Origin of the sequence: Methyloversatilis discipulorum (assembly GCF_000385375.1) — a bacterium.
GTDB classification, from domain to species: Bacteria; Pseudomonadota; Gammaproteobacteria; order Burkholderiales; family Rhodocyclaceae; genus Methyloversatilis; species Methyloversatilis discipulorum_A.
This window is the reverse complement of record NZ_ARVV01000001.1, coordinates 1,291,477-1,312,984: the sequence shown is the minus strand read 5'-3', so window position 1 is coordinate 1,312,984 and position 21,508 is coordinate 1,291,477. Positions and strand designations below refer to the sequence as shown.

Genomic DNA, 21,508 nt, shown 5'->3' with positions numbered 1-21,508 from the left:
TTATTGTGGAAGATTAATGATGATTTCCCACGTAAAAGAGTTTAGTCGCAGATCTTTGCTGCGATTAATTGCGACTGTCCCTGTGCTCGGCTTTCACGGTTGCGCTTCGTTTTGGCCGTGCAGTAAGCAGGAGGTATTGACGGAGCTGCCACCAGGATTGAATGCAGTTTTTCAACCCTCAAAGATTAGAAGAGCAGTTGGTGCTCCTACGCATGTCATCGACGTACACGCACATTTCTTCAATGCCAGAGACGTTCCCATTCGAGGTTATCTTGCAGGCCCTGTGGCACATTCGAAGGGTGGAGTTGTTGGCGAACTATTGAAAGCACTTGCACCCATCGCTGAGTGGATAGGCAACACGGCACCGCGCGCCTCTGACGAATTCAATGAACTGTTGACGCTTGCCGGTGGCTCATCTTTCACTGTGATGAGTGAAGATGACAGATTTCGCATCCTTGATCAAAGGCGCGAGAAATATTTGCGGGAGCTTTCTGGCCGATTGTATGAACAATTGAAAGTGGTTCCTGATTTCGTTCGCATCTACAACGAAGCTCAGGGCGTAGCACGTTCCCGTTTTCGGATTCAAGGGGTGGATGCGCCATCGTTGAACGAGAATTCATTGCTCAACGCAATGCAACGCGATCTTCAGTCGCAAGCGCCCGATGTGGAGCTGTACGGAGCGGAAGAGCCACCACCTTACGCCGACGGCGTATTGGCCTTTGTCGGATACATGCTGAGCTATCGCTGGATGAATTTGGTGGCCTACCAACGCGCCTACAGCACCGGCGACTCGGCGTTTGGCGTGGACCAAGTCCTTGGCGCTCTCGTTGATTTTGACCATTGGCTCACGCCACTTCCTCGCACGGCGCATGAAGACCAGATCAAGCTGCACCAGTTGCTTTCGCAACTGTCTGGCGGCTACATGCGGCCGCTGGTCGCCTACAACCCATGGAGCGACGTGCTGGACAACGGAAAGACCTTGGCCCGTGTGCTCGACGCCCTTGACCGGCGTGGGTTCGTGGGCGTAAAGATCTATCCGCCCAACGGATTCAGGCCTTTTGGGAACGCCCATCCCCCCGGCATCCCCACAACGCCGGGTATGCCCTCAGCAGCTGACCTGGATCGGGTACTGCTTCGATTATGGGAAGAGTGCAGCAAGCGAAACGTCCCTGTGATGGCCCACACTGGAAACAGCATGGGGAGTGATGACGCACACAACGAAGCTGCGGGCCCCATCGGATGGCAAGCTTTGATCACAGCGAGAGGATCGGCCCATCCGGCCAAAGTCAACCTCGGTCACTTCGGCGGCGACTCATCGCACGACGATTGGAATGCCGCTCTCGCAGGCATGATGGCAACCCCCCAGGGGACTGGGCTGTATGGGGACCTCGGGTATTGGGATGAGATGCGTTGCCGGAAAGGCTTGGCGAGCTGTTCTGCCCGACAGAAACTTGCCAAAGCCGTGAAGGAGTACCCGGTCGTTGCAGAACGGGTGATGTATGGAAGCGACTGGCTGATGCTCTCGCAAGAGCGCCGCTGGGACCGTTACCCGTACGATATCTTGGCGGCGCTTCCTGACGGTTTGGATCCGGCCGCAGTGTTTGGTGGAAACGCGAAGCGTTGTTTTGATTCATTGCAGAAAGCTGAATAAGCGCCCTTTGCGGACGCGGGTTCGATTGAGAAACACGGAATCGAACTGGCGGCGATCCTGGCGGCGGGCATCGCGGCAGAGATCGGGTCAAGCTGCTACGATTCAGCACGGAAAAGGGGCTGATCCGCACCGTTCCGCAGCGGTTTGCACCGGCTGTAGGGCGCTGAGTTATCTAGGTTTGGCGCGGGTTAAAGGCCCACCACCACTACCCAAAATCCCAACCCTTATCGGTTGGGATTTTTTTGCCCGAAACGCCAGTGTTGGCGCGGTTTCCGGCCTTGGCCTCTTGAGCACGCCCCTCCCGAAGTTGCCTTTTTCGGCGTGCATTCCGCCGTTTTTCTCTCTCCGTTCTCTGCTGCCCTCTTGAGCATTCAAGGCCCGAAGTCGTGGACTGGCGCGGGTTTGCAGGGCGTCAGTTTGCATCTTCGCTTGCTCGAGAGCGCGCGACCGAGACAGCGAAAGGCACAAAAAAACCGCCTTGCGGCGGCGTGTCGCTGTGGCACAGATGTCAGCGCGAGCCTGCCACCAAGGCCTCACGTTGCGCCAGCCAGGAAGCCGACAACTTGCCGCGAAGCAACTGGCTGATGCCCACCTCGAGGTGTCCAAGGGCCATAGCTTCGATCAGGTCGGGTGCCAATTGCGCCAGTCGGCTCATCTTGCTGGCTTGGCCGAGGTCGATACCCTCGGCCGCCGCGATCTCGGTCATCGAACTGAACCGTCCTTCGTCCAACAGGCGCTGCCAGTGGTGTGCGAGGCCGAGCGCCCGCAGCAAAGGGGTGTCCTGCGCCATCTCACGCACCTGCCGCTCACGTTGAGCCTCGTCCAGGAATTCCTGCGGCGCGTCCAATGGCGTGATGACCTGCTTTTTCAGGCCCCGGCGCACCAGCGTCCAGGGTAGGAATGTCACCATCTGCACACCGCCAGCGGGCAGCGGCGTCTGATACATCACTGGGTCACCCTTGGCGTGGCCACGATGTTTCTTGCTCATACGCCCTCCTCAAAACTGGCCATGAGCTGGCGCTGTGCCTGCCAGTCAACCATCAGTCGGTTTCGCTGGAACCACATCAGTGTCAGCCGCCGTGGCTGCCTACCGGCCATGAACTGCTCAATGATGTCGGGGTGCATTCTGCTCGATCTGTTGAAAGAGTTTCTGGGCTGCGAGCCGGGCAATAGCGTCTTGCGCCGGAGCGAGTGGCTCAAGATCTAGCGTGGAGAGAGAGCGAATCGTCTGGATTTTCGAGAGCAGCTTTCGCACCCCGCTGGCACTTCTGAAAATATCGCATTCCGGCTCAGGAGAACGACGATGGACCATACGGCTAATCACGCATTCGCATAGATCCGCGTCTAGCTTGGGAGCGCGTGCAGTGCTTCATACGCGCCACCCTGCGTGTTCTGCACGCTGCCAGCGATCTGAACGGCGACATTGAGCGGACGGTCGTCTGGTTCCGCAATGAGCCTTTGGTGCCATTCGGTCACGAGACTGCTGAGCGTCTTGTGGCGAAAGGACGTGTTGACGACGTGATCAGGTATGTAATGTCACTCGACGCCGGCGTTGCAGGGTGAATTGGATTCAGCCGACCGAGCTCGCCGACCTGCTGTGCTCCCTCGGACGACGATTTCGGCCGGTAGCCTCCATTTGGTCGGCCCCAACAGACGCGCGCTGCACCGGCACTCCATAAAGCCGCAATCCCCCACCGTCCGCCACGCGGCCTTGGCCCTGACGCATACTCTCCACCGAACTGGCGAATGGGGAGTGCATAACAGTGGTCACCGGTATCAGGCAGCGAGAGCCAAAGCTCCCTACGCTGTTTCTTGACTTTGACGGAGTACTACACCCCGACGAAGTCTATCGAGTCGGCGAGCGGATCGTTCTGCGTATGGACGGTTTCAGTTTGTTTGAGTGGTCGGAAGTCCTCGACGAGCTGTTGGAGCCCTATCCAGCGCTGCAGATTGTCCTCGCGACGAGCTGGGTACGGCAGCTTGGATTCGATGTCGCCCGAGCGTACTTGCCCGATTCATTACAGCGCCGTGTGGTCGGCGCGACTTGGCATGAGACGGTGCCGCGCGGGTGGGAGAAACTGACTAGGTACGAGCAGATTCAGCGGAACGTTGCTAGGCACCGTCACGAGCGTTGGCTAGCGGTTGACGATGACGGTATTGGTTGGTCGGATGAGCACCGCTCAAACTTGGTCCTTACAGACTCGCTACTTGGACTCGGCGCAGCATCGGCACAGGTTGAGTTGCGAGATAAGCTCGCACTTCTATGTCGCTGAGATCGACGATGCGTAGCATCGCCGCAGAGCCCGCAGAGGGCTTTGCTAAGTGGCGGGCTCGTAGGCTGGAGGAGTCAGCAGGGCTGCAGCGACGAGTGTTGTGTTGGGAGAGGACGCGATGACGCGCAATGTGTTGAGTACTGGGGACAAGGAGCAAGCGATCCGGCGTTTTCACGAGTTGAATTCGGTGAGTTTGGGAGAGCGTGAAGCCGCCATTCGCCAGGGGGTTCCGGCCATGGAACTCGAAGAACTGGCTGCCTTGCTCGGCTTGCCTATTGTTAACCTGTCACGTGCGCTGGGCGTGCCTCCCACAACGATCCGCCGCAAAGCTAAGAACGGGGACGCTCTGCCCGCGGATCAGGGCGAACGTGTGCTGGGCCTGCAGCGCATAGTTGGCCAGGTACAAAAGATGGTGGAAGAGTGTGGTGATCCTTCGAACTTTGATGCAGCAGCGTGGACAGGCAACTGGCTAATGGCACCTCAGCCTGCGCTCGGCGGCAGGCTGGCATTGGAGTTTCTCCACACGTCCACAGGACTGCAGCTCTTGTCCGAATTGCTCTCTCACAACGTCACGGGCGCATATGCCTAATTCCGGCGACAAACGCGACTCCCCCTCTGCCTGCAGGAACCTACCGACTACATTCCGCTCGCAGGGTCCGAGGCGAACTATTGTCCGTAACTTATCTGCCAGGTTTCCGTGGTGGCCGCCTGACTTAACCGCACGAGTCTCCGCGAAAGCCCGGACGGCTCTCTGGAAGCCATCCTCTCAAGTTTCAAACGGTCCGAAAAGTCGGGAGCAGGTCAGGCAGGCTGGAAACGGTAATGTCAGAGACCGAGAAGCCGGTTGACCGGGAAACGCTCTACAACGAAGTCTGGACCGAGCCTATGGTGGTGGTTGCGCCTCGCTATGGTCTCTCTGATGTCGGACTGGCGAAAATCTGCAGGTCACTGGCTATTCCCATTCCCAGCCGGGGCTACTGGGCCAAAGTCAAAGCCGGACGAATCATGCGGCGGGTGCCGCTTCCCGAGCTGAAAAGCTCAGGGTCTGTGCCGACAGGTCTGGTCAAGCTGCCGATGGAACAACTGACTGGACGCGAGGCAGCCAGCAAGACCGCCGCACGGGTGCGTAAAGACACTGCGTCCTTGTCTCTGCCGGAGGACGCATCGGCCCCACATCCTCTCGTGCTCGCCGCATCCAGGCGCCTGCGCAGACGCGATGGCTGGCCAGAAGACCCTCCGCTGCGTTCCGCCCCGAAGGAAGTGCTGCACCTGTCGGTGACCATAGGGACGCTAGACCGGGCACTTGCCATTGCAGATTCGCTTGTCAAAGTGCTGATCAAACACGGATTCGCGTTTGAAATCGATGCGGAGAACGGTCTAACCCTGATCAAGTCGCTTGAAACAGGCACGACGATGGCGTTTTCACTCACTGAATACGTGCCGAGGGCTCAGCATGTATTGACGCCCGCCGAGGAGCGGGCGCAGAAGCGATACTGGAATCGATCGCGGCTGGACAGCTCGATCAGCTATCCAAAAATCCCGCAGTATGACTTCAGACCGACCGGGATCTTGACCATCCAAGTTGGCCGCTGGCCGTCCAGATCATGGAAAGACACGCCCAAAACGCAGCTTGAACTACGCTTGGGTGAGGTAGCCGGCGGCATCGTGAAGCTGGCACAGGAAACCCACGCCAGGGAGCAGGAAGAAGCGCGTCGGAAGGAAGCGCACCGTCGTGCGGTAGCCCAGTACGAGTTTCTGACGAAGCGTCGTGCAGATGAAATACGGCGTTTTGAGCAACTTGAGGCAGAGGTATCCAACTGGGAGCGAGCGGCAAGGTTACGCGCCTACGCCGACCTCGTGGAGCAGCGGGAAAAAGCGCAAGCACCAATCAGCGGGGAAGTTGAGGCTTGGCTCGCTTGGGCGCGCGCAAAGGCCGACTGGCTGGATCCGCTCGTGCTCGTCTCCGACCCCATCCTGGACGCACCTGAACCAAAGCGGCCACCGGGCTACTGGTAGGTCCACACCCATCATCAAAACAAACCTAACCTTTGTTTATAAAGGGAATTCTGTTCGGAAAGGTTATGCCTTATTTTCTGCCGATTGGACAGAATATGCATTATCCGTGTAGGTGACCGAACGCGTAACCGCTTGAAAACGGACAGGTTATGTTTTAGCCGCAGGTCACTTTTCGGGTAACGGCACACGGGCCCTTTTTCCTGCCTGATCGCATCGTGATCGGGTCGCGCCGACGGCGTTCGTCTCCGCGAGCGGCGCCCGACGCCCTTGCTTGCTGCACCGTCCGGGACCGCCGCCCGGAAGCTCTTCCGATGTGCACTTCGCATCATCCGGAGTCCTCGCACGGTTGCGCCGCCCGGCCTTCCGGCCGAATATCCACCCTGGAGCGGAATATGCCGCCGGCGATGAAGCCTGCCGGTGACGCGCCGCCCGCACGTGCAGCCCGGTCAGCGTGCGGGCTTCTTCCAGACCCTGGAACCGATATGCGGAGAGCGCCCGGAATGCACGGCGAGCAACACAACCCCGACATTGACCGCGAAAAGACGGACGACGAGTCGCCGCTCATCCTTGTTGCCGACGACGATCCCATCATCCCGCTGATGGTGAGCAAGGTGCTGTCGACACGCGGCATGAGAATGCACGCCGTGGCCGACGGCCTCGCCGCAATCGAGGCATTCCGCCAGGCACCGCCCGATCTGGCGCTGCTGGACGTGCACATGCCGGGTGCCGACGGTTACGAAACCTGCGCCCGCATGCGTGAACTGGGCGGCGAAGATACCTGCCCCATCATCATCATGACGGCGAGCGACGATGCCGCATCGGTGCAACGTGCCTTTGCCGTCGGCGCGAGCGACTTCCTGACCAAACCGATCAGCTGGACCCTGCTGCCACATCGCATCCGCTTCGTGCTGCGCGCTGCTGAGGCTGCGCGCCAGCTGCGCGAATCGCTGCGCCGCTCGGAAATCCTGTTTGCCACGTCGGCAGAGGGCATCCTGATCGTCGACGTGGCGAGCCGTCGTTGTGTCGACGCCAATCCGGCGCTGTGCGCCATGCTGGGCTACTCGCGCGACGAGATGCGCGCACTCGAGTGGCGCGACCTGCAGCCGCCCGAACTGTATCCCGCCAACGTGGAACAGTTCGCGCGCTGCGCCGGTATCGAGAGCGGCCGCCTCGAGGGCGCGTTGATGCGTCGCAAGGATGGCGTGCTCTTCCATGCCGACATCACGCACAACCTGATCGAAATCGATGGCCGCCGCTGTCTGGCGGGCTTCTTTGTCGACGTGACGGAGAAGCGGCTCGCCGACGAGGCGCTGATGCGGCGCGCCAGTCACGACACCCTGACCGGCCTGCCCAACCGCGCCCTGCTGCTGGAACGCCTGGCACAGGCGCTCAAGCAGGCGCAGCGGCGCACGGCGCGGGTCGGCCTGCTGTTCGTCGATCTCGACCGTTTCAAGGAGGTGAACGACGAGCACGGGCACGCAGTGGGCGATCTGCTGCTGAAGGAGGTCGCCGATCGGATGCAATGTGAGCTGCGCAGCGAGGACACCGTCGCGCGGCTTGGCGGCGACGAGTTCGTCGTGCTGATGCCTTTGCTGGATAACGAGTCCCAGCCCTGCACCCAGCTTGCGGCGCGCATCGTCGGAGCGCTCGGCACCGCGTTCGAGGTGAGCGGCCACACGCTGCACATCGGTGCCAGCATAGGCATCGCGCTCTATCCCGACGACGCCGACAACGCGGCCGGCCTGATCGACTGCGCAGACGAGGCGATGTACGACGCGAAGCGCGCCGGCCGCGGACAGTATCGCCGTTACCGTTCGTCCTGACGCGGCTCCGCGTCCACGCCACACTGTTGCAATGCAGCATTCAGCTGCGCATACTGAATCGTCATCGATACTCCCGGACGACCCTCATGCGCCTGCGCGGTCCTCTCCACGCCGTTTTCGCTGCCCTGCTCCTTGCCACATTCTCCATCCGCACCGCGATGGCCGAAGCGCCACCGGTGCTCGACCGGATCGAACGCACGGACTTCACCGTGTCCGGCCTGTCGTCCGGCGCCGCCATGGCGGTCCAGCTGGGCGTCGCACATTCGTCGCGGGTGCGCGGGATCGGCATCGTGTCGGGGCCGCCCTATCTGTGCGCACAGGGCTTCGTGACGCGGGCCACCAACGACTGCCTTGTGCTCGGCCGCGACCGCCTGCGCGAGCTGTTCGGGCCCTTGTTCGGGCTGTCCCTGTTCAGTTCCGGCGAACGCGACATCGACGTGGACGATCTGGTGAGCGATACACACAAGCTGGCGCGACAGCGGCGGATCGATCCGGTCGACGGCCTCGCTTCGCAGCAGATCTGGGAATACCGCGGACAGGATGATCGTGTGGTCGGCGCCAAGGCATCAGCCGCCCAGCACGCCTACTTCCGCGCCTTCGGCGCCGTGCCAAAACGGGGCGAGCCGCGGTCGACGCCGCACACCATGCCGACCAGCGATCCTGCCCAGGGCAGTTGCGATACCCGTGACGAGGACTACGTCAGCGGCTGTGACTTCGATGCCGCCGGCGAACTGCTGCGTCATCTGCGCCGTCGGCCCGACGCGCGCCCGAATGCGGGTAACGGTCGCTGGTACGTGCTCAAGCAGGCCGAATTCGTGCCGGCCGGCCCCGGCGATGCGCAGACCCGGCGTCGCGCGCTGGGCCTCGCAGAGGAAGCGCGCGTCTATGTGCCCCAGCGCTGCGGCAGCGAAAGCTGCCAGATCCACGTCGCACTGCACGGCTGCAAGCAAGGGATGAGTGACGCCTCCTACCGCGCCTTCACCGACGGCGCCGGTTACGTCCGCTGGGCCGGTCCGTTGAAGCTGGTGCTGCTGTTCCCGCGTGTCGGCGCGATCGAACCATTCGAGCGCGGGCTTTGGGACAGCGTCGGCAACCCGATGGGCTGCTGGGACTGGTGGGGTTACACCACGCCGGGCGATCTGTACGGCTACGCGACGCGGGAAGCGCCGCAGATGCGCACCATCATCAACATGGTCGACCACCTGATGCGGTCGCACTGAGCGCCTCCCGCGCCCGGCGGCGATAATGGCGGGCCTGTCTGTCCGGATTCCGCTGATGTACGACCCCTCGCTGCTCACCAAACTGCTGGTTTCGCTGGTCATCGTCGCGCTGGCCGTGCTGATCACCCGCACCGCCCGCCGCGTGGCCGCGGCGCGCTTTGACGATCCGTCACAGCGCAAGCAGGCCTGGGTCACCATACGCAATATCGCGCTGCTGATCTGCCTGGCGCTGCTCGGTCTGACCTGGACACTGGGCGGCGACCAGTCCTCGCTGCCGCTGGCGGCCGTCGCCGGCGCCTCGCTCATCGTGTCCAAGGACATCCTGATTTCAGCGATGGGCGGCACCGTACTGTTCCTGACGCGGACCTACCAGGTCGGCGATTTCATCGAGGTTGGCAGCGTGCGCGGGCGCGTCGCTGACATCCGCTTTCTCAGCACCCTGCTCGACGCCAGCGGCGACGCTGACCTGATCAATGGCAGCCGCGTGCTGCTGCAGCACAGCGCGGTCATCACCAGCACACTGCGCGTCACGCCGCACGAACACTTCATGCTGACGACGCTGCGCGTATTCGTCGGCGACCCGGTCGCCTGTCTGGACAGACGCGCGCTGCTCGAAGCGGCGGCGCTGGAGGTATGCGAACCATGGATCGAGGAAGCCGAGCGCGGCCTGCTCGACCTCGAAGCCGCGCACTGGAGCCGCCTGCCCTCGGCCCGCCCGCGCGTGTTCATCGATCTGGCGAGCGACAAGGGCGCGCAGCTGGTGGCGGCCTTTCCGTGCCGGGTCGAGGAGCGGCTGCGTATCGAACAGCGGGTGCTGTCGGAGTATCTGGCGCGGGTTCAGGCCGCTGCGCCGAGCGTGCAGGAGAGCGCAGCAACCGCCTGACGCGGCAGCGCCGCCGCCAGCAGTTCACCGATACGTGCGTTGTCGCGCACCGGGCGCATCGCCTGGTACAGCAGTTCGGCCTGCGGGTAGACGCGGCGCAGCAGGTTCAACCACTGCTTGAGCCGCCCCGCCGCGTGACGCGCCTCGACATGTCCGAGCACGAGCTGCCAGTAGTCACCGAGCAGCGGTGCGATACGCGGCCAGTCCAGCGCCGGGTCGATGGCGTCATCGCCGCGCAGCCGCGCACGGATGCGCTCGACCAGCAGCGGATCGGCCACCGCACCGCGGCCCATCATCACGTCGGCCAGCCCGCTTTCGCTGCGGCAGCGCAGGTAGTCATCCACCGACCAGATTTCGCCATTGGCGACCACCGGCACGCGCACCGCTTCGGCGATGCGGGCGATCCACGGCCAGTGCGCCGGCGGTTTGTAGCCGTCCGCCTTGGTGCGCGCATGCACGACGATCATTTCCGCGCCGCCCTCGGCCAGTGCCTGCGCCGCCTCGATGGCGCGCGAGGTGTCGCGCACGCCCAGGCGCATCTTCGCGGTGAAGGGCACGCGCCCGGCCACCGCACGGCCCACGGCGCTGACGATGTCGTGCAGCAGTTCAGGCTCGTCCAGCAATACCGCACCGCCGCGATGGCGATTCACGGTCGGCGCCGGACAACCGAAGTTGAGGTCGATGCCGGCCGGATTCAGCCGCGCCAGCTGATCGGCGTTGTCGGCCAGCCGCGCCGGATCCGAGCCGAGCAGTTGCACGCGAACCGGCACCCCGCTGGCGGTACGCGAGCTGGTTTTCAGTTCGGGCGCCACGCGCTGGTAACTGCGCGGCGGCAGCACGCTGTCGGTCACGCGCACGAATTCGGTGACGCACCAGTCGTAGTGCGCCGCCTGCGTCACCACTGCGCGCAGACGTGCGTCGAGCAGACCTTCCATCGGCGCGAGCAGCAGGCGGGGCATGGCGGGCGCCGGCGTATTGACGCGGGCCGGGTCGTCAGGGGACATTGGATGCGACGATGAAAAACGAAGCGGGATTATCCCGCACTTGAACGGGCACACCTTGAATACCTCAGCAGACAGCTCCGGCGGCTGCGCCTGCAGCGGCCATTGCGCCGCCGCGCCGTCGCCACTTCTTCCCGACGAAGCTGCAGCGGGCGGGCGACGAAGTACCTTCCGCGTACCGGGCATGGATTGCCCGTCGGAAGAGCGGCTGATCCGCATGGCACTCGATGGCGCCGACGGACTGCACGGCATCGGCATCGATTTCGCCGCGCGCACCGTGACGCTGCACCACGTCGGCCCGCTGGCGCCACTGCAGACGAAGCTCGCGGCGCTCGGCTTCGGCGCCGAACTGCTTGTCACGGAATCGGGCGCCGCACCGCCGGACTCGGCTACCGACCGCGACGAAGCCGGCGTGCTGCGCACGCTGCTGGCGATCAACGCGGCGATGTTCGTGTTCGAGCTGACAAGCGGTCTGTGGGCGCAGTCGACCGGCCTGATCGCCGACGCGCTGGACATGCTGGCCGATGCGTCGGTCTACGGCCTGGGCCTGTACGCGGTGGGGCGCAGCGCGGCCGGCAAGCTGCGCGTGGCCCACCTGTCGGGCTGGTTGCAGCTGCTGCTGGCCGGCGGCGCACTGGCCGAGGTGGTGCGGCGCGCCGTATCCGGCAGCGAGCCGGAGCCGCTGTGGATGAGCGGCGTCGCACTGCTGGCGCTGGCGGCCAACCTCGCCTGCCTGCTGCTGATGGCGCGTCACCGTGACGGCGGCGCGCACATGAAGGCGAGCTGGATCTTCTCGACCAACGATGCGCTGGCCAACGTCGGCGTCATCATTGCCGGCGGACTGGTGGCGGCCACCGGCACCCGCTGGCCCGATCTCGCGATCGGCACTGCGATCGCTCTGCTGGTGGCCAGTGGTGCGCTGCGGATACTGAAACTGAGGGCGTGAACGCAGACGGGGGCAGGCCTTGCGACCTGCCCCCGTCCCGAACAACGTAAGAATCAGCTCGGTTTGTGGAAGCTGAAGTGACCTGCCGCGTCGGCATCGACCACGATCACGTCCTTCGGCCCGAAGCTGCCATCGAGGATCTTCTTCGACAGCGGGTTCTCGATGTGCTCCTGGATCGCACGCTTCAGCGGCCGCGCACCGAACACCGGGTCGAAGCCGGCCTTGCCGATCTCGGCCAGCGCCGCGTCCGACACCTGCAGGCCCATGTCCAGCTTGGCCAGGCGCTTTTCCAGGTAGGCGAGCTGTATCTTCGCAATGCTCTGGATATTGCGTTCGTCCAGCGCGTGGAACACCACCACCTCGTCGATCCGGTTGATGAATTCCGGCCGGAAGAAGGTTTTCACCTCGCTCATCACCGCCAGCTTCACCACGCCGTAATCGGAGCCCGCCATCTGCTGGATCATCTGGCTGCCGAGGTTGCTGGTCATCACGATGACCGTGTTCTTGAAATCCACCGTGCGGCCCTGACCGTCGGTCATGCGACCGTCGTCCAGTACCTGCAGCAGCACGTTGAACACGTCCGGATGCGCCTTCTCGACCTCGTCGAACAGGATGACGCTGTAGGGCTTGCGCCGCACCGCCTCGGTCAGATAACCGCCCTCGTCGTAGCCGACATAGCCCGGCGGCGCGCCGATCAGCCGGCTCACCGAATGCTTCTCCATGAACTCGCTCATGTCGATGCGGATCAGGTGGTCTTCCGAATCGAACAGGAATTCGGCCAGCGTCTTGCACAGTTCGGTCTTGCCGACGCCAGTCGGGCCGAGGAAGAGGAAGCTGCCATACGGGCGGTTCTCATCGCTGAGGCCTGCGCGCGAACGGCGGATCGCGTCCGACACGAGGCGTACCGCCTCGTCCTGACCGATCACGCGCTGGTGCAGACGGTCTTCCATCTTCAGCAGCTTTTCGCGCTCGCCCTGCATCATCTTGCTGACCGGAATGCCGGTCGCGCGTGACACCACCTCGGCGATTTCCTCGGCGCCGACTTCGGTGCGCAGCAGCTTGTTGGGCAGCTTGGCTTCGCCCCCCTTCTCGGCCTGCTTCAGTTGCGCCTCGAGCTGCGGCAGCGTGCCGTACTGCAGTTCGGCCAGCTTGTCGAACTGGCCCTTGCGCTGCAGGTCGGCCATCTGCACGCGCACCTTCTCGATCTCTTCCTTGATGTGGGCGCTGCCCATGACCTGGGCCTTTTCGGCCTTCCAGATCTCTTCAAGGTCGTTGAATTCGCGCTGCAGCTTGACCAGTTCGTCCTCGATCAGGCCGAGCCGGCGGATGGACGCCTCGTCCTTCTCCTTCTTCACCGCCTCGCGCTCGATCTTCAGCTGGATCATGCGGCGTTCGAGCCTGTCCATCGACTCCGGCTTGGAATCGATCTCCATCTTGATGCGCGCAGCGGCCTCGTCGATCAGGTCGATCGCCTTGTCCGGCAGGAAGCGGTCAGTGATGTAGCGGTGGCTCAACTCGGCCGCGGCGACGATGGCCGGGTCGGTGATGTCGACGCCGTGGTGCAGTTCGTACTTCTCCTGCAGGCCGCGCAGGATGGCGATGGTCGCCTCCACCGTCGGCTCGTCCACCAGCACCTTCTGGAAGCGGCGCTCCAGCGCGGCGTCCTTCTCGATGTACTTGCGGTACTCGTCCAGCGTGGTGGCGCCGATGCAGTGCAGTTCGCCGCGCGCCAGCGCCGGCTTCAGCATGTTGCCGGCATCGATCGCGCCCTCGGCCTTGCCGGCGCCCACCATGGTGTGGATTTCGTCGATGAACAGGATGATGCGGCCTTCGTCCTTGGCCACCTCATTGAGCACGCTCTTCAGACGCTCCTCGAATTCACCGCGGTACTTGGCACCGGCCAGCAGGCCGGCCATGTCCAGCACCAGCACGCGCTTGCCCTTCAGCGTTTCCGGCACTTCCTCATTGACGATGCGCTGCGCCAGCCCCTCGACGATGGCGGTCTTGCCCACACCCGGCTCGCCGATCAGCACCGGATTGTTCTTGGTGCGCCGCTGGAGGATCTGGATGGCGCGGCGGATTTCGTCGTCGCGGCCGATCACCGGATCGAGCTTGCCGGCAGCGGCCCGTTCGGTCAGGTCTATGCAGTACTTCTTCAGCGCCTCACGCGATCCTTCGGCTTCGGCCGAACCCACCGACGAGCCGCCGCGCACCTGTTCGACCGCCTTTTCCAGCGCGGCACGCTCCAGCCCGGCCTGCTTCAGCAGGCGGCCCAGGTCGCCCTTGTCGGCGGTGGCTGCGAGCAGGAACATTTCGGAGGCGATGAACTGGTCGCCGCGCTTCTGCGCCTCGCGGTCCGCGACGTTGAGCAGATTGGTCAGATCGCGGCCGATCTGCACCTCGCCACCGTGTCCCTCGACCGTCGCGATGCGCGACAGCGCGTCCTCGACCGCCTTCTTCAGCGGCGCGACATTGACGCCGGCGCGTTGCAACAGCGACGCAGTGGCGCCGTCGTCCTGGTTGAGCAGCGCCAGCATCAGGTGGGCCGGCTCGATGTACTGATGGTCGCGACCGACCGCCAGACTCTGGGCATCGGCCAGCGCTTGCTGGAATTTGGTGGTGAGCTTGTCGAAACGCATGAACGCCTCCGTGAACTTTGTCTGGACGCTATCTGGGGCGAACGATCCGCTTTTCAACCGGCAAACGCTTGATGCGGGTCAAATACGGCCTCCACGTCCGGTAAAGTGACGTCATCGCACGCCACAAGCTTCCGATGCCCGAGTCGTCCCACATGCCGCACACCCGCAGCAAGATCATGAGCGCAGCCGACGCCGTGGCGCGCATCGCGGACGGCGCCACGCTGGCCACCACCGGCTTCGTCGGTATCGGCTTCGCCGAGCACCTCGCCATCGCGGTCGAACAGCGCTTCCTCGACAGCGGCGCGCCGCGCGACCTCACCCTGGTCTACGCCGCTGGCCAGGGCGACGGACGGCACCGCGGTCTGAACCACTTCGGTCACGCCGGCCTGGTAAGACGCGTGATCGGCGGCCACTGGGGCCTGGTGCCGCGGCTGCAGGCGCTGGCGGTGAGCAATCAGATCGAAGCCTGGAACCTGCCGCAGGGCGTCATTTCGCAGCTGTTCCGCGACATCGCCGCGCACCGTCCGGGCCAGCTCACGCGGGTCGGACTGGACACCTTCGTCGATCCGCTGCACGGCGGCGGCAAGATCAATGCGGCCACCACCACCGATCTGGTGCGCCGCATGCAGATCGACGGCGAGGACTTCCTCTATTACAAGGCGTTCCCGATCCATGTCGCCCTCGTGCGCGGCACCACCGCCGACCCGGATGGCAACGTGACGATGGAACGCGAGGCGCTGACGCAGGAAGCGCTGGCGGTCGCGATGGCGGCGCACAACTCGGGCGGCCTGGTCATCGTGCAGGTCGAACGCACCGTCGAACGCGGCGAACTGAACCCACGCCAGGTCAAGGTGCCGGGCGTGCTGGTCGATTGCGTCGTCGTATCGCCACCCGAACACCACCACCAGACCTTCGCCACCGCCTACAGCCCGGCCTATTCCGGCGAGTCGCGGCTGGCCGCCGACGCGCTGCCGGCGATGGCGCTGGACATCCGCAAGGTGATCGCCCGCCGCGCCGCCTTCGAGCTGCAGCCGGGCAATGTGGTCAATCTGGGCATAGGCATGCCGGAAGGCGTCGCGTCGGTGGTGGCCGAAGAAGGCCTGATCGACGCCGTCACGCTGACCGCCGAGCCCGGCGTGATCGGCGGCATACCGGCCGGCGGCCTCGACTTCGGCGCGGCGGTGAACACCCAGGCGGTCATCGACCAGCCCTACCAGTTCGACTTCTACGACGGCGGCGGGCTGGACGTCGCCTTCCTCGGCATGGCGCAGACCGACGCCGAAGGCAATGTGAACGTGTCGCGCTTCGGTCACCGGCTGGCCGGCGCCGGTGGCTTCATCAACATTTCGCAGAACGCGCGCCGGCTCGTTTTCGTCGGCAGCTTCACCGCCGGCGCCGCCGACATCGCGGTACGCGACGGCGCCCTGGTGATCGATGCCGAAGGCAACAGCCGCAAGTTCGTGCAGGCGGTCGAGCACCGCACCTTCAGCGGCCGCGAGGCGCGGCGACGCGGACAGCAGGTGCTCTACGTGACCGAACGCGCTGTGTTCAGGCTGGCCGACGACGGCATCGAACTGATCGAGGTCGCACCTGGCATCGACCCGGCGCGCGACGTGCTCGCCCACATGGACTTCACGCCGCAGGTGTCACCGGCGCTGCGCACCATGCACCCTGCCATTTTTGCCGACCGTGTCATGGCACTGTCCGGGCTGTGGCGGCACAATCCTGTTTCCCCCACCGAGGAGTCTCGCGATGAACAAAACTGAACAGATGTCGGAACTGCAGAAGAAGAACATCGAGGCGGCCATGCGTCTGGCGCAGCTTTCGATGGACAACTCGCAGCGCATCATGCAGCTGCAGGTGGATACCGCCCGCGCTCTGTTCGAGGAAAGCGTCAACAACGCCCGCGCCGTGACGGAAACGCGTGAGCCGGCGGCACAGGTCGAGCTGCGCGCCCGGCTGGCGCGCAACACCACCGAGAAAATGCTCGGCTGCGCGCGCCAGATCGCCGAAATCACCGCCGAAACCCAGGCCGAGTTCGGCCGCCTGGTCGGGGAACAGCTGAACAGCGGTGGCTCGGACCTGATGGACAGCCTGCGCAAGATGCTGGCCGGCATGCCGATCAGCAGCCAGCAGTCGATGGGCACCATGCAGGACGCGATGGACAAGGCGCGTCAGGCCTTCGAACAGATCAGCACTGTCGCGCGCACCGCCTTCCAGCAGTTTGGCACCGCTGCCAGCCAGGCCGCCAAGGCACCGGCTGCGGCCGCAGCGGCAGCGGCTCCGGCCGCGAAGCCGGCGAGCGCCCCGAAGGCAGCGGCACCGAAAGCGGCTTCGAAAACGGCGGCAAAACCAGCCGCCAAGCCGGCCGCAAAATCCGCTGCCAAGCCGGCAACCTCGCGCAGCAAGAAGCCGTCGGCCTGATGCCCGCCGCTGCGGCTGATCAGCGCCTCATGAGCGGATCAGCCGCAGCGTGCGTCCCTGCCCCTCGGGCGCGCCGAGCAGCCCCTCGCTGACCACCAGCTCGGCGGGCACCGGCTGCGAGAACAGGTAGCCCTGCACCAGATCGCACTGCTGGGCGGCCAGCATGTTGAGCTGTTCGACGTTCTCGACGCCTTCGGCCACCACACGCATGCCCAGCCCGTGCGCCAGCGCGATCGTCGCGCGCACGATGGCCGCGTCGTCGGCATCCCCCACCAGATCGCGCACGAAGGAGCGGTCCACCTTCAGTTCGTCGATCGGGAAGCGCTTCAGATAAGACAGAGACGAATAGCCGGTGCCGAAGTCGTCCACCGACAGGTGCACGCCCAGCGCGCGGATGTCGGCCAGCAGCGTGGCGACGTGGTCGACGTCACCCATCGCGGTGCTTTCGGTCAGTTCCAGCCGCAGCAGCGACGGCGCGATGCGCGACTGGCGCAACGCGTTCTCGACCCGCCGCACCAGCGAGCGCCCGAGGCACTGGCGTGCCGACACATTGACCGCCACCGGCACCACCGCCAGCCCCTGCTTCGACCAGTCGGCGATCTGCTGCGTCACCTGCAGCAGCACCCATTCGCCTATGCCCTCGATCAGACCCGACTCTTCGGCCACCGCGATGAAGTCGCCGGGCGACAGCAGCTGGCCGTCGCGGCGACGGAAACGCAGCAGCGCCTCGAAGGCAGCCAGCTTGCCGCTCGCCAGTTCGTACTGCGGCTGGTAGTGCACTTCGAAGCGCCCCTCGTCGAGGCCGTGGCGCAGGTCTGATTCCAGCTCGATCCAGTCGCGCGTGCCGGCGCTCATGTCGTGCGCGTAGAAGTGGATGGCCGCGCCCGACTGCGACTTGCTGCGATACATCGCGGTATCGGCCATCGCGAACAGCACGTCGGCGTCGTCGCTGTCCTCGTGCGCGATGGCGATGCCTATGCTGCACGAGAAGCGGAAATCGACGTCGTCCAGCGTGATGATCTGACCGACCGCCTGCATCACCTTGGCCGCGACCCGCGCTACTGCGTCGCGGTCGGCCAGCCCCTGCAGGATGATCATGAATTCGTCGCCGCCCCAGCGCGCCACCGTGTCGCCGACCCGGCACACGGTGCGCAGCCGGCTGGCCAGCGTGGTGAGCACCTTGTCGCCCTGCTGGTGGCCGAGGCTGTCATTGATGCGCTTGAAGCGGTCGAGGTCTACGAACAGCACGGCAACCATGCCGGCGTCGCGCTGCGCCAGCGCCTGTCGCAGGCGGTCGCGCAGCAGCACGCGGTTCGGCAGGCCGGTCAGCGCGTCGTGCGTGGCCTGATGCGCCAGCTTGTCGGCCGCCGCCACCGTATCGCTGACATCGTTGAGCACCAGCACCACGCCATCAACCCGCCCCGTCACGCCGAACAGCGGACTGGCACTCGGGCGCAAGGCGCGGGCCGGGCCAAAGCGGCCGGCAGGCATCAGCACGTGCCCGGGCATCATCTGCGCTCGTGCCTCGTCACGGCAGCGGCACAGTAGATCCTGCAGCAGGTCGCGCAACGCGCCCTCGATGGCGGGCAGCCCCTCCATGCCCCGATCGCGCACCTCGGCGAGCCGACAGGCGCACAGCTCTTCCGCCTTGCGATTCAGGTAGCGCAGCCGCAACGCGCCGTCGAACTGCAGCACGGCATCGGAAATCGCATACAGCGTCGCGTGCGCCCGCGCGTTGGCCTGCTTCAGGCGCTGCGCCAGATCGATGGTGCGGATCGACACCCACATCAGCGCACCAACCGACAGGCCGATCATCACCGCGGCCGGCGCCAGCCACAGCCGTGCAAGCGCAAGCAGCACGACGCTGATGAGCAGTGGCACGGTCAGCGCACCGGCCACCAGCACCATGTCGCGCAGCCGCGCATGCGGGCGACGCAGCCACAGCAAGGCGAGTACGCCCAGCGCCGCCGGCAGGCTCCACACCGGTGCCAGCTGCGTCGAGTAGCGGTCGCTGCGCAGCGCCGAGTAGGCGCGCGCATGAAAATCGACAGCCGGCATCGGCGCCGCCAAGGCCGAGGCCGGCGTGGCCAGCGAGTTGCCCGAGCCGGTGTAGGTGACGCCGACCAGCACGCTGCGTCCGCGCAGCAGATTGGGCGATATCGCGCCGGCCAGCACGTCGGTGGCCGACAGATGAGCGACCGGCCAGGCGCCGCCGGGCAGCACGATGACCTCGTGATCGCGCACCCACGACCCCGCCGCCGGTTCCGCCGCTCCGCGCCGACCGCCTATGCCGGACAGCGGCCGCGACTTGCGCGACACGTCGATCAGCGCCCAGGCCAGCGCCGGCCACTGCGGACTGCCGGCACCCGCTTCCAGAAAGAGCCGGCGCGACAGCGCATCGGCATCGACCTCGACATCGACGTGCGCCAGCCGTGCTGCCGCATCGGCCAGCGCCGGCCAGGGCTGCAGCGTGCCGACGCCGCCACCGGCCGACGCCACTGGCGCCACCGGCAGCACGACGTTGCCGGCACGCCTCACCGCGTCGATCAGCGCCGCATCGCCCTGATCGTCGGCAGACGGCTCGGCAAACATGATCGCGTAGCCGATGCCCGACACACCGGCGCTCGACAGCCGGTCCACCAGTTCGGCATGGCGTTCGCGCGGCCAGGGCCAGGGACCGCGCGCCGCCAGACTGGCGTCGTCGATGGCGATCACCAGCGGCGCCTGGGTGTCGACGCTGCCGCCGTTCGGCGGCCCGGCCAGCAATTCGACGCTAAACAGGTCGTGCAGCAGCAGGTCGAACCGGGCTACCGACAGCGGCGTCTTCACGTACAGCGCCGCGATCACCAGCAGCGCAAACAGCCAGGGCAGCCGGTAGCGGTCGCCCAGCGCGTTGAGAAGACGTTGTCCGGTGCTCATGCCCGGGCGTCCGTCAAAGGTGTCAAAACGACGAAGGGCCCGGTCATGGTCGGCGCGCTCAGATCAGCAGCAGCAAAGGCAGCAGCCACCAGACACGGAAGGCCGGCTCGGGCTCCGGCACCGTGATCGCCTGGGTCGGCGCCCAGTCGCCCTCGAATCCGTCGGCCGCGAGGCTGCGCACGCGCAGGTACCAGGTGCCGGGCTGCGCGTCACGCAAGAGCCAGGACGGGCTATCGGTCTGCGCATCGACGGCGGGCGCGGCGAAATCCTCGCTGCGGGCGATCTGGATCTGGTAGCGCATGCCCTCGCCGGCATCGCGCCAGCGCAGGGCCAGCCCCTCGGGTCCGGCCTGCGGCGGCTCCATCGCCGGGCCCGGCGGCGGCCGGCGGAAGGTCTGCGCGTCGCTGAACGGACCGACGCCCTCGTCCGGATTGCGGCTGGCGATGCGCCAGTGATAGACGCCTGGCGGCAGCGCGTCGTCCGGGCGAAAGGCCGGTTCGCTCAGATCGCTGCGATCAATGCGCGGCGCGTCGAACTTCGGATTGTCGGCGATCTGCAGACGCCAGCTTTCATCGGGGCGGGCGCGGCTCCATCGCAGCTGCGGCCGTTCGTCGCTTACGCGCGCCGCGGGCGCCGGTTCGACCAGTACCGGCGGCTCGGGCCGCGCATCCACTTTGAGCGCCCATTCGCCGTCGCGTCCTTCGAAGCCGTCGGCGTCGATGCCGCGCACGCGCACATGGTAGTCACCGTCCGGGAGATCGGCCGCGACGACGGCCGGGCGATCGCCGGTGCGGTCGGACACGACGGTGTCGAAACGGCCGTCGGCCGTCACCTGCACACGGTAGGCGCGGGCGCCGTCGAGCGGCGGGAACGGCAGATTGACCGGCAGGCGGTCGGCGAACAACGGCTGCGCCACCGGCGCCGGCAACAGGGCGCGCGGCGGCGTCACCCCGCCACCCGCCTGCGCCGACGCCCCCTGCCCTGCGTCGAGCGCCTGACTGCCCGCCTCATTGCCGAAGGCAACGCGGCCTTCGAGCACTTCACTGCGCGCGCTGCGTTCGTCGGCATGGACGCGGAACTGCGTGCCGCGCACCGCCGCCACCGCGGCCGGCGTCTGGATTTCGAAGCGACCAGCCGGCCCGCTGCGCGGCGCCACCAGACTGTCGACCGAGCCGCGCAGCAGTTCAAGCCTGACCCAGGACCCCGCTCCAGCGGCGAAATCGGCCGACTGCTGCACGCCCAGTTCGCTGCGCGGGCGCAGCTGGACGCGGCTGCCGTCGGCAAAGGCCAGCGCGGCGCTGCCCGCCTCGCCGGTCACCAGCCGCGAACCCGGCTCCAGCCTGTCGCCGGCCTGAGCAGGACGGGAGGAGCCGTCGGCAACCGCAATGGTCACATCGCCGCGCACCGCATCGATGCGCACCTCGCGCGTCTGCAGGCGCAGCCACTGTTCGGGAATCAGCAGCCGGCTGCCCGGCACCATCCGGCGCGGTTCGCTGATCCGGTTGTACTGCTGGATACGCGGCCAGTAGGAAATGTCCTTCAGGTAGCGCTGGGTCAGATTCCAGGGATTGTCGCCAGGACGCACCTCGTAGGCGAAATCCGCGGCCAGCGCCGGCGTGCCGCAAAGCAATACGACACCCGAAAGGAGCGCACGGCGCACGGAAAAGGCGAGAGGGTGAGGCAGCAACGCATTCTCCCGAAAGGCAATTTCAG

Annotated in this window: 15 protein-coding genes; 10 read left to right on the top strand and 5 right to left on the bottom strand. The window is 65.5% G+C overall.

Annotated features, from left to right (window positions below; translation table 11 throughout):
• Positions 1-16: 16 nt before the first annotated feature.
• Positions 17-1,651: an amidohydrolase family protein gene (locus METRZ18153_RS20520; protein WP_157257209.1), complete on the top strand. Its 1,635-nt coding sequence runs from the start codon at positions 17-19 to the stop codon at positions 1,649-1,651.
• Positions 1,652-2,159: 508 nt separating this feature from the next.
• Here METRZ18153_RS20520 and METRZ18153_RS0106245 read toward each other — a convergent pair.
• On the bottom strand, positions 2,160-2,639 hold the full coding sequence (locus METRZ18153_RS0106245) for a hypothetical protein (RefSeq protein ID WP_020163915.1): 480 nt from the start codon (positions 2,637-2,639) through the stop codon (positions 2,160-2,162).
• A gap of 775 nt (positions 2,640-3,414) precedes the next feature.
• Between METRZ18153_RS0106245 and METRZ18153_RS20970 the strand changes: the two genes are divergently transcribed.
• The 6 genes from METRZ18153_RS20970 to METRZ18153_RS0106205 all read left to right on the top strand — a co-directional run bounded on the left by METRZ18153_RS20970 (position 3,415) and on the right by METRZ18153_RS0106205 (position 9,866).
• Complete coding sequence (locus METRZ18153_RS20970) at positions 3,415-3,924, top strand: HAD domain-containing protein (RefSeq protein ID WP_020163912.1); 510 nt, start codon at positions 3,415-3,417, stop codon at positions 3,922-3,924.
• 118 nt (positions 3,925-4,042) lie between these two features.
• Positions 4,043-4,513, top strand: a complete 471-nt coding sequence (locus METRZ18153_RS0106225) for an antitoxin Xre-like helix-turn-helix domain-containing protein (protein WP_029143589.1) — start codon at positions 4,043-4,045, stop codon at positions 4,511-4,513.
• A gap of 233 nt (positions 4,514-4,746) precedes the next feature.
• On the top strand, positions 4,747-5,940 hold the full coding sequence (locus METRZ18153_RS21075; RefSeq protein WP_232415983.1) for a hypothetical protein: 1,194 nt from the start codon (positions 4,747-4,749) through the stop codon (positions 5,938-5,940).
• 500 nt (positions 5,941-6,440) lie between these two features.
• On the top strand, positions 6,441-7,763 hold the full coding sequence (locus METRZ18153_RS0106215; RefSeq protein ID WP_020163909.1) for a GGDEF domain-containing response regulator: 1,323 nt from the start codon (positions 6,441-6,443) through the stop codon (positions 7,761-7,763).
• A gap of 86 nt (positions 7,764-7,849) precedes the next feature.
• Positions 7,850-8,983, top strand: a complete 1,134-nt coding sequence (locus METRZ18153_RS0106210; protein ID WP_020163908.1) for an alpha/beta hydrolase family protein — start codon at positions 7,850-7,852, stop codon at positions 8,981-8,983.
• A gap of 55 nt (positions 8,984-9,038) precedes the next feature.
• A complete protein-coding gene (locus METRZ18153_RS0106205) occupies positions 9,039-9,866 on the top strand; it encodes a mechanosensitive ion channel domain-containing protein (RefSeq protein ID WP_043363790.1) in 828 nt (275 codons plus the stop codon).
• Here METRZ18153_RS0106205 and METRZ18153_RS0106200 read toward each other — a convergent pair.
• A complete protein-coding gene (locus METRZ18153_RS0106200) occupies positions 9,821-10,825 on the bottom strand; it encodes a tRNA dihydrouridine synthase (protein WP_020163906.1) in 1,005 nt (334 codons plus the stop codon). The genes METRZ18153_RS0106205 and METRZ18153_RS0106200 overlap by 46 nt on opposite strands.
• A gap of 100 nt (positions 10,826-10,925) precedes the next feature.
• Between METRZ18153_RS0106200 and METRZ18153_RS0106195 the strand changes: the two genes are divergently transcribed.
• Positions 10,926-11,813, top strand: a complete 888-nt coding sequence (locus METRZ18153_RS0106195; protein WP_232415982.1) for a cation efflux transmembrane domain-containing protein — start codon at positions 10,926-10,928, stop codon at positions 11,811-11,813.
• Between the two features lie 53 nt (positions 11,814-11,866).
• Here the strand turns inward: METRZ18153_RS0106195 and clpB are convergent, their stop codons facing one another.
• Positions 11,867-14,452 (bottom strand): ATP-dependent chaperone ClpB, encoded by a 2,586-nt coding sequence (gene clpB, locus METRZ18153_RS0106190; RefSeq protein WP_020163904.1) that lies wholly within the window; start codon positions 14,450-14,452, stop codon positions 11,867-11,869.
• A gap of 176 nt (positions 14,453-14,628) precedes the next feature.
• Between clpB and METRZ18153_RS0106185 the strand changes: the two genes are divergently transcribed.
• Complete coding sequence (locus METRZ18153_RS0106185; RefSeq protein ID WP_232415981.1) at positions 14,629-16,218, top strand: acyl CoA:acetate/3-ketoacid CoA transferase; 1,590 nt, start codon at positions 14,629-14,631, stop codon at positions 16,216-16,218.
• Positions 16,205-16,876, top strand: a complete 672-nt coding sequence (locus METRZ18153_RS0106180; RefSeq protein WP_020163902.1) for a phasin family protein — start codon at positions 16,205-16,207, stop codon at positions 16,874-16,876. Before METRZ18153_RS0106185 ends, METRZ18153_RS0106180 begins: the two co-directional genes overlap by 14 nt.
• A gap of 27 nt (positions 16,877-16,903) precedes the next feature.
• Here METRZ18153_RS0106180 and METRZ18153_RS0106175 read toward each other — a convergent pair whose 3' ends face one another.
• Both METRZ18153_RS0106175 and METRZ18153_RS0106170 read right to left on the bottom strand, forming a co-directional pair.
• Positions 16,904-19,795 carry an EAL domain-containing protein gene (locus METRZ18153_RS0106175; protein WP_020163901.1) on the bottom strand — a complete coding sequence of 964 codons (2,892 nt, stop codon included), beginning with the start codon at positions 19,793-19,795 and terminating at the stop codon, positions 16,904-16,906.
• Between the two features lie 58 nt (positions 19,796-19,853).
• On the bottom strand, positions 19,854-21,482 hold the full coding sequence (locus METRZ18153_RS0106170) for a FecR family protein (RefSeq protein WP_232415980.1): 1,629 nt from the start codon (positions 21,480-21,482) through the stop codon (positions 19,854-19,856).
• Positions 21,483-21,508: the final 26 nt, after the last annotated feature.

What these genes read in the sequence shown, in the direction of transcription:
- METRZ18153_RS20520 (WP_157257209.1), top strand. Translation starts at nt 17, where the DNA reads ATGATGATTTCCCACGTAAAAGAGTTTAGTCGCAGATCTTTGCTGCGA.
- METRZ18153_RS0106245 (WP_020163915.1), bottom strand. Translation starts at nt 2,639, where the DNA reads ATGAGCAAGAAACATCGTGGCCACGCCAAGGGTGACCCAGTGATGTAT.
- METRZ18153_RS0106225 (WP_029143589.1), top strand. Translation starts at nt 4,043, where the DNA reads ATGACGCGCAATGTGTTGAGTACTGGGGACAAGGAGCAAGCGATCCGG.
- METRZ18153_RS21075 (WP_232415983.1), top strand. Translation starts at nt 4,747, where the DNA reads ATGTCAGAGACCGAGAAGCCGGTTGACCGGGAAACGCTCTACAACGAA.
- METRZ18153_RS0106215 (WP_020163909.1), top strand. Translation starts at nt 6,441, where the DNA reads ATGCACGGCGAGCAACACAACCCCGACATTGACCGCGAAAAGACGGAC.
- METRZ18153_RS0106210 (WP_020163908.1), top strand. Translation starts at nt 7,850, where the DNA reads ATGCGCCTGCGCGGTCCTCTCCACGCCGTTTTCGCTGCCCTGCTCCTT.
- METRZ18153_RS0106205 (WP_043363790.1), top strand. Translation starts at nt 9,039, where the DNA reads ATGTACGACCCCTCGCTGCTCACCAAACTGCTGGTTTCGCTGGTCATC.
- METRZ18153_RS0106200 (WP_020163906.1), bottom strand. Translation starts at nt 10,825, where the DNA reads ATGCCCCGCCTGCTGCTCGCGCCGATGGAAGGTCTGCTCGACGCACGT.
- clpB (WP_020163904.1), bottom strand. Translation starts at nt 14,452, where the DNA reads ATGCGTTTCGACAAGCTCACCACCAAATTCCAGCAAGCGCTGGCCGAT.
- METRZ18153_RS0106185 (WP_232415981.1), top strand. Translation starts at nt 14,629, where the DNA reads ATGAGCGCAGCCGACGCCGTGGCGCGCATCGCGGACGGCGCCACGCTG.
- METRZ18153_RS0106180 (WP_020163902.1), top strand. Translation starts at nt 16,205, where the DNA reads ATGAACAAAACTGAACAGATGTCGGAACTGCAGAAGAAGAACATCGAG.
- METRZ18153_RS0106175 (WP_020163901.1), bottom strand. Translation starts at nt 19,795, where the DNA reads ATGAGCACCGGACAACGTCTTCTCAACGCGCTGGGCGACCGCTACCGG.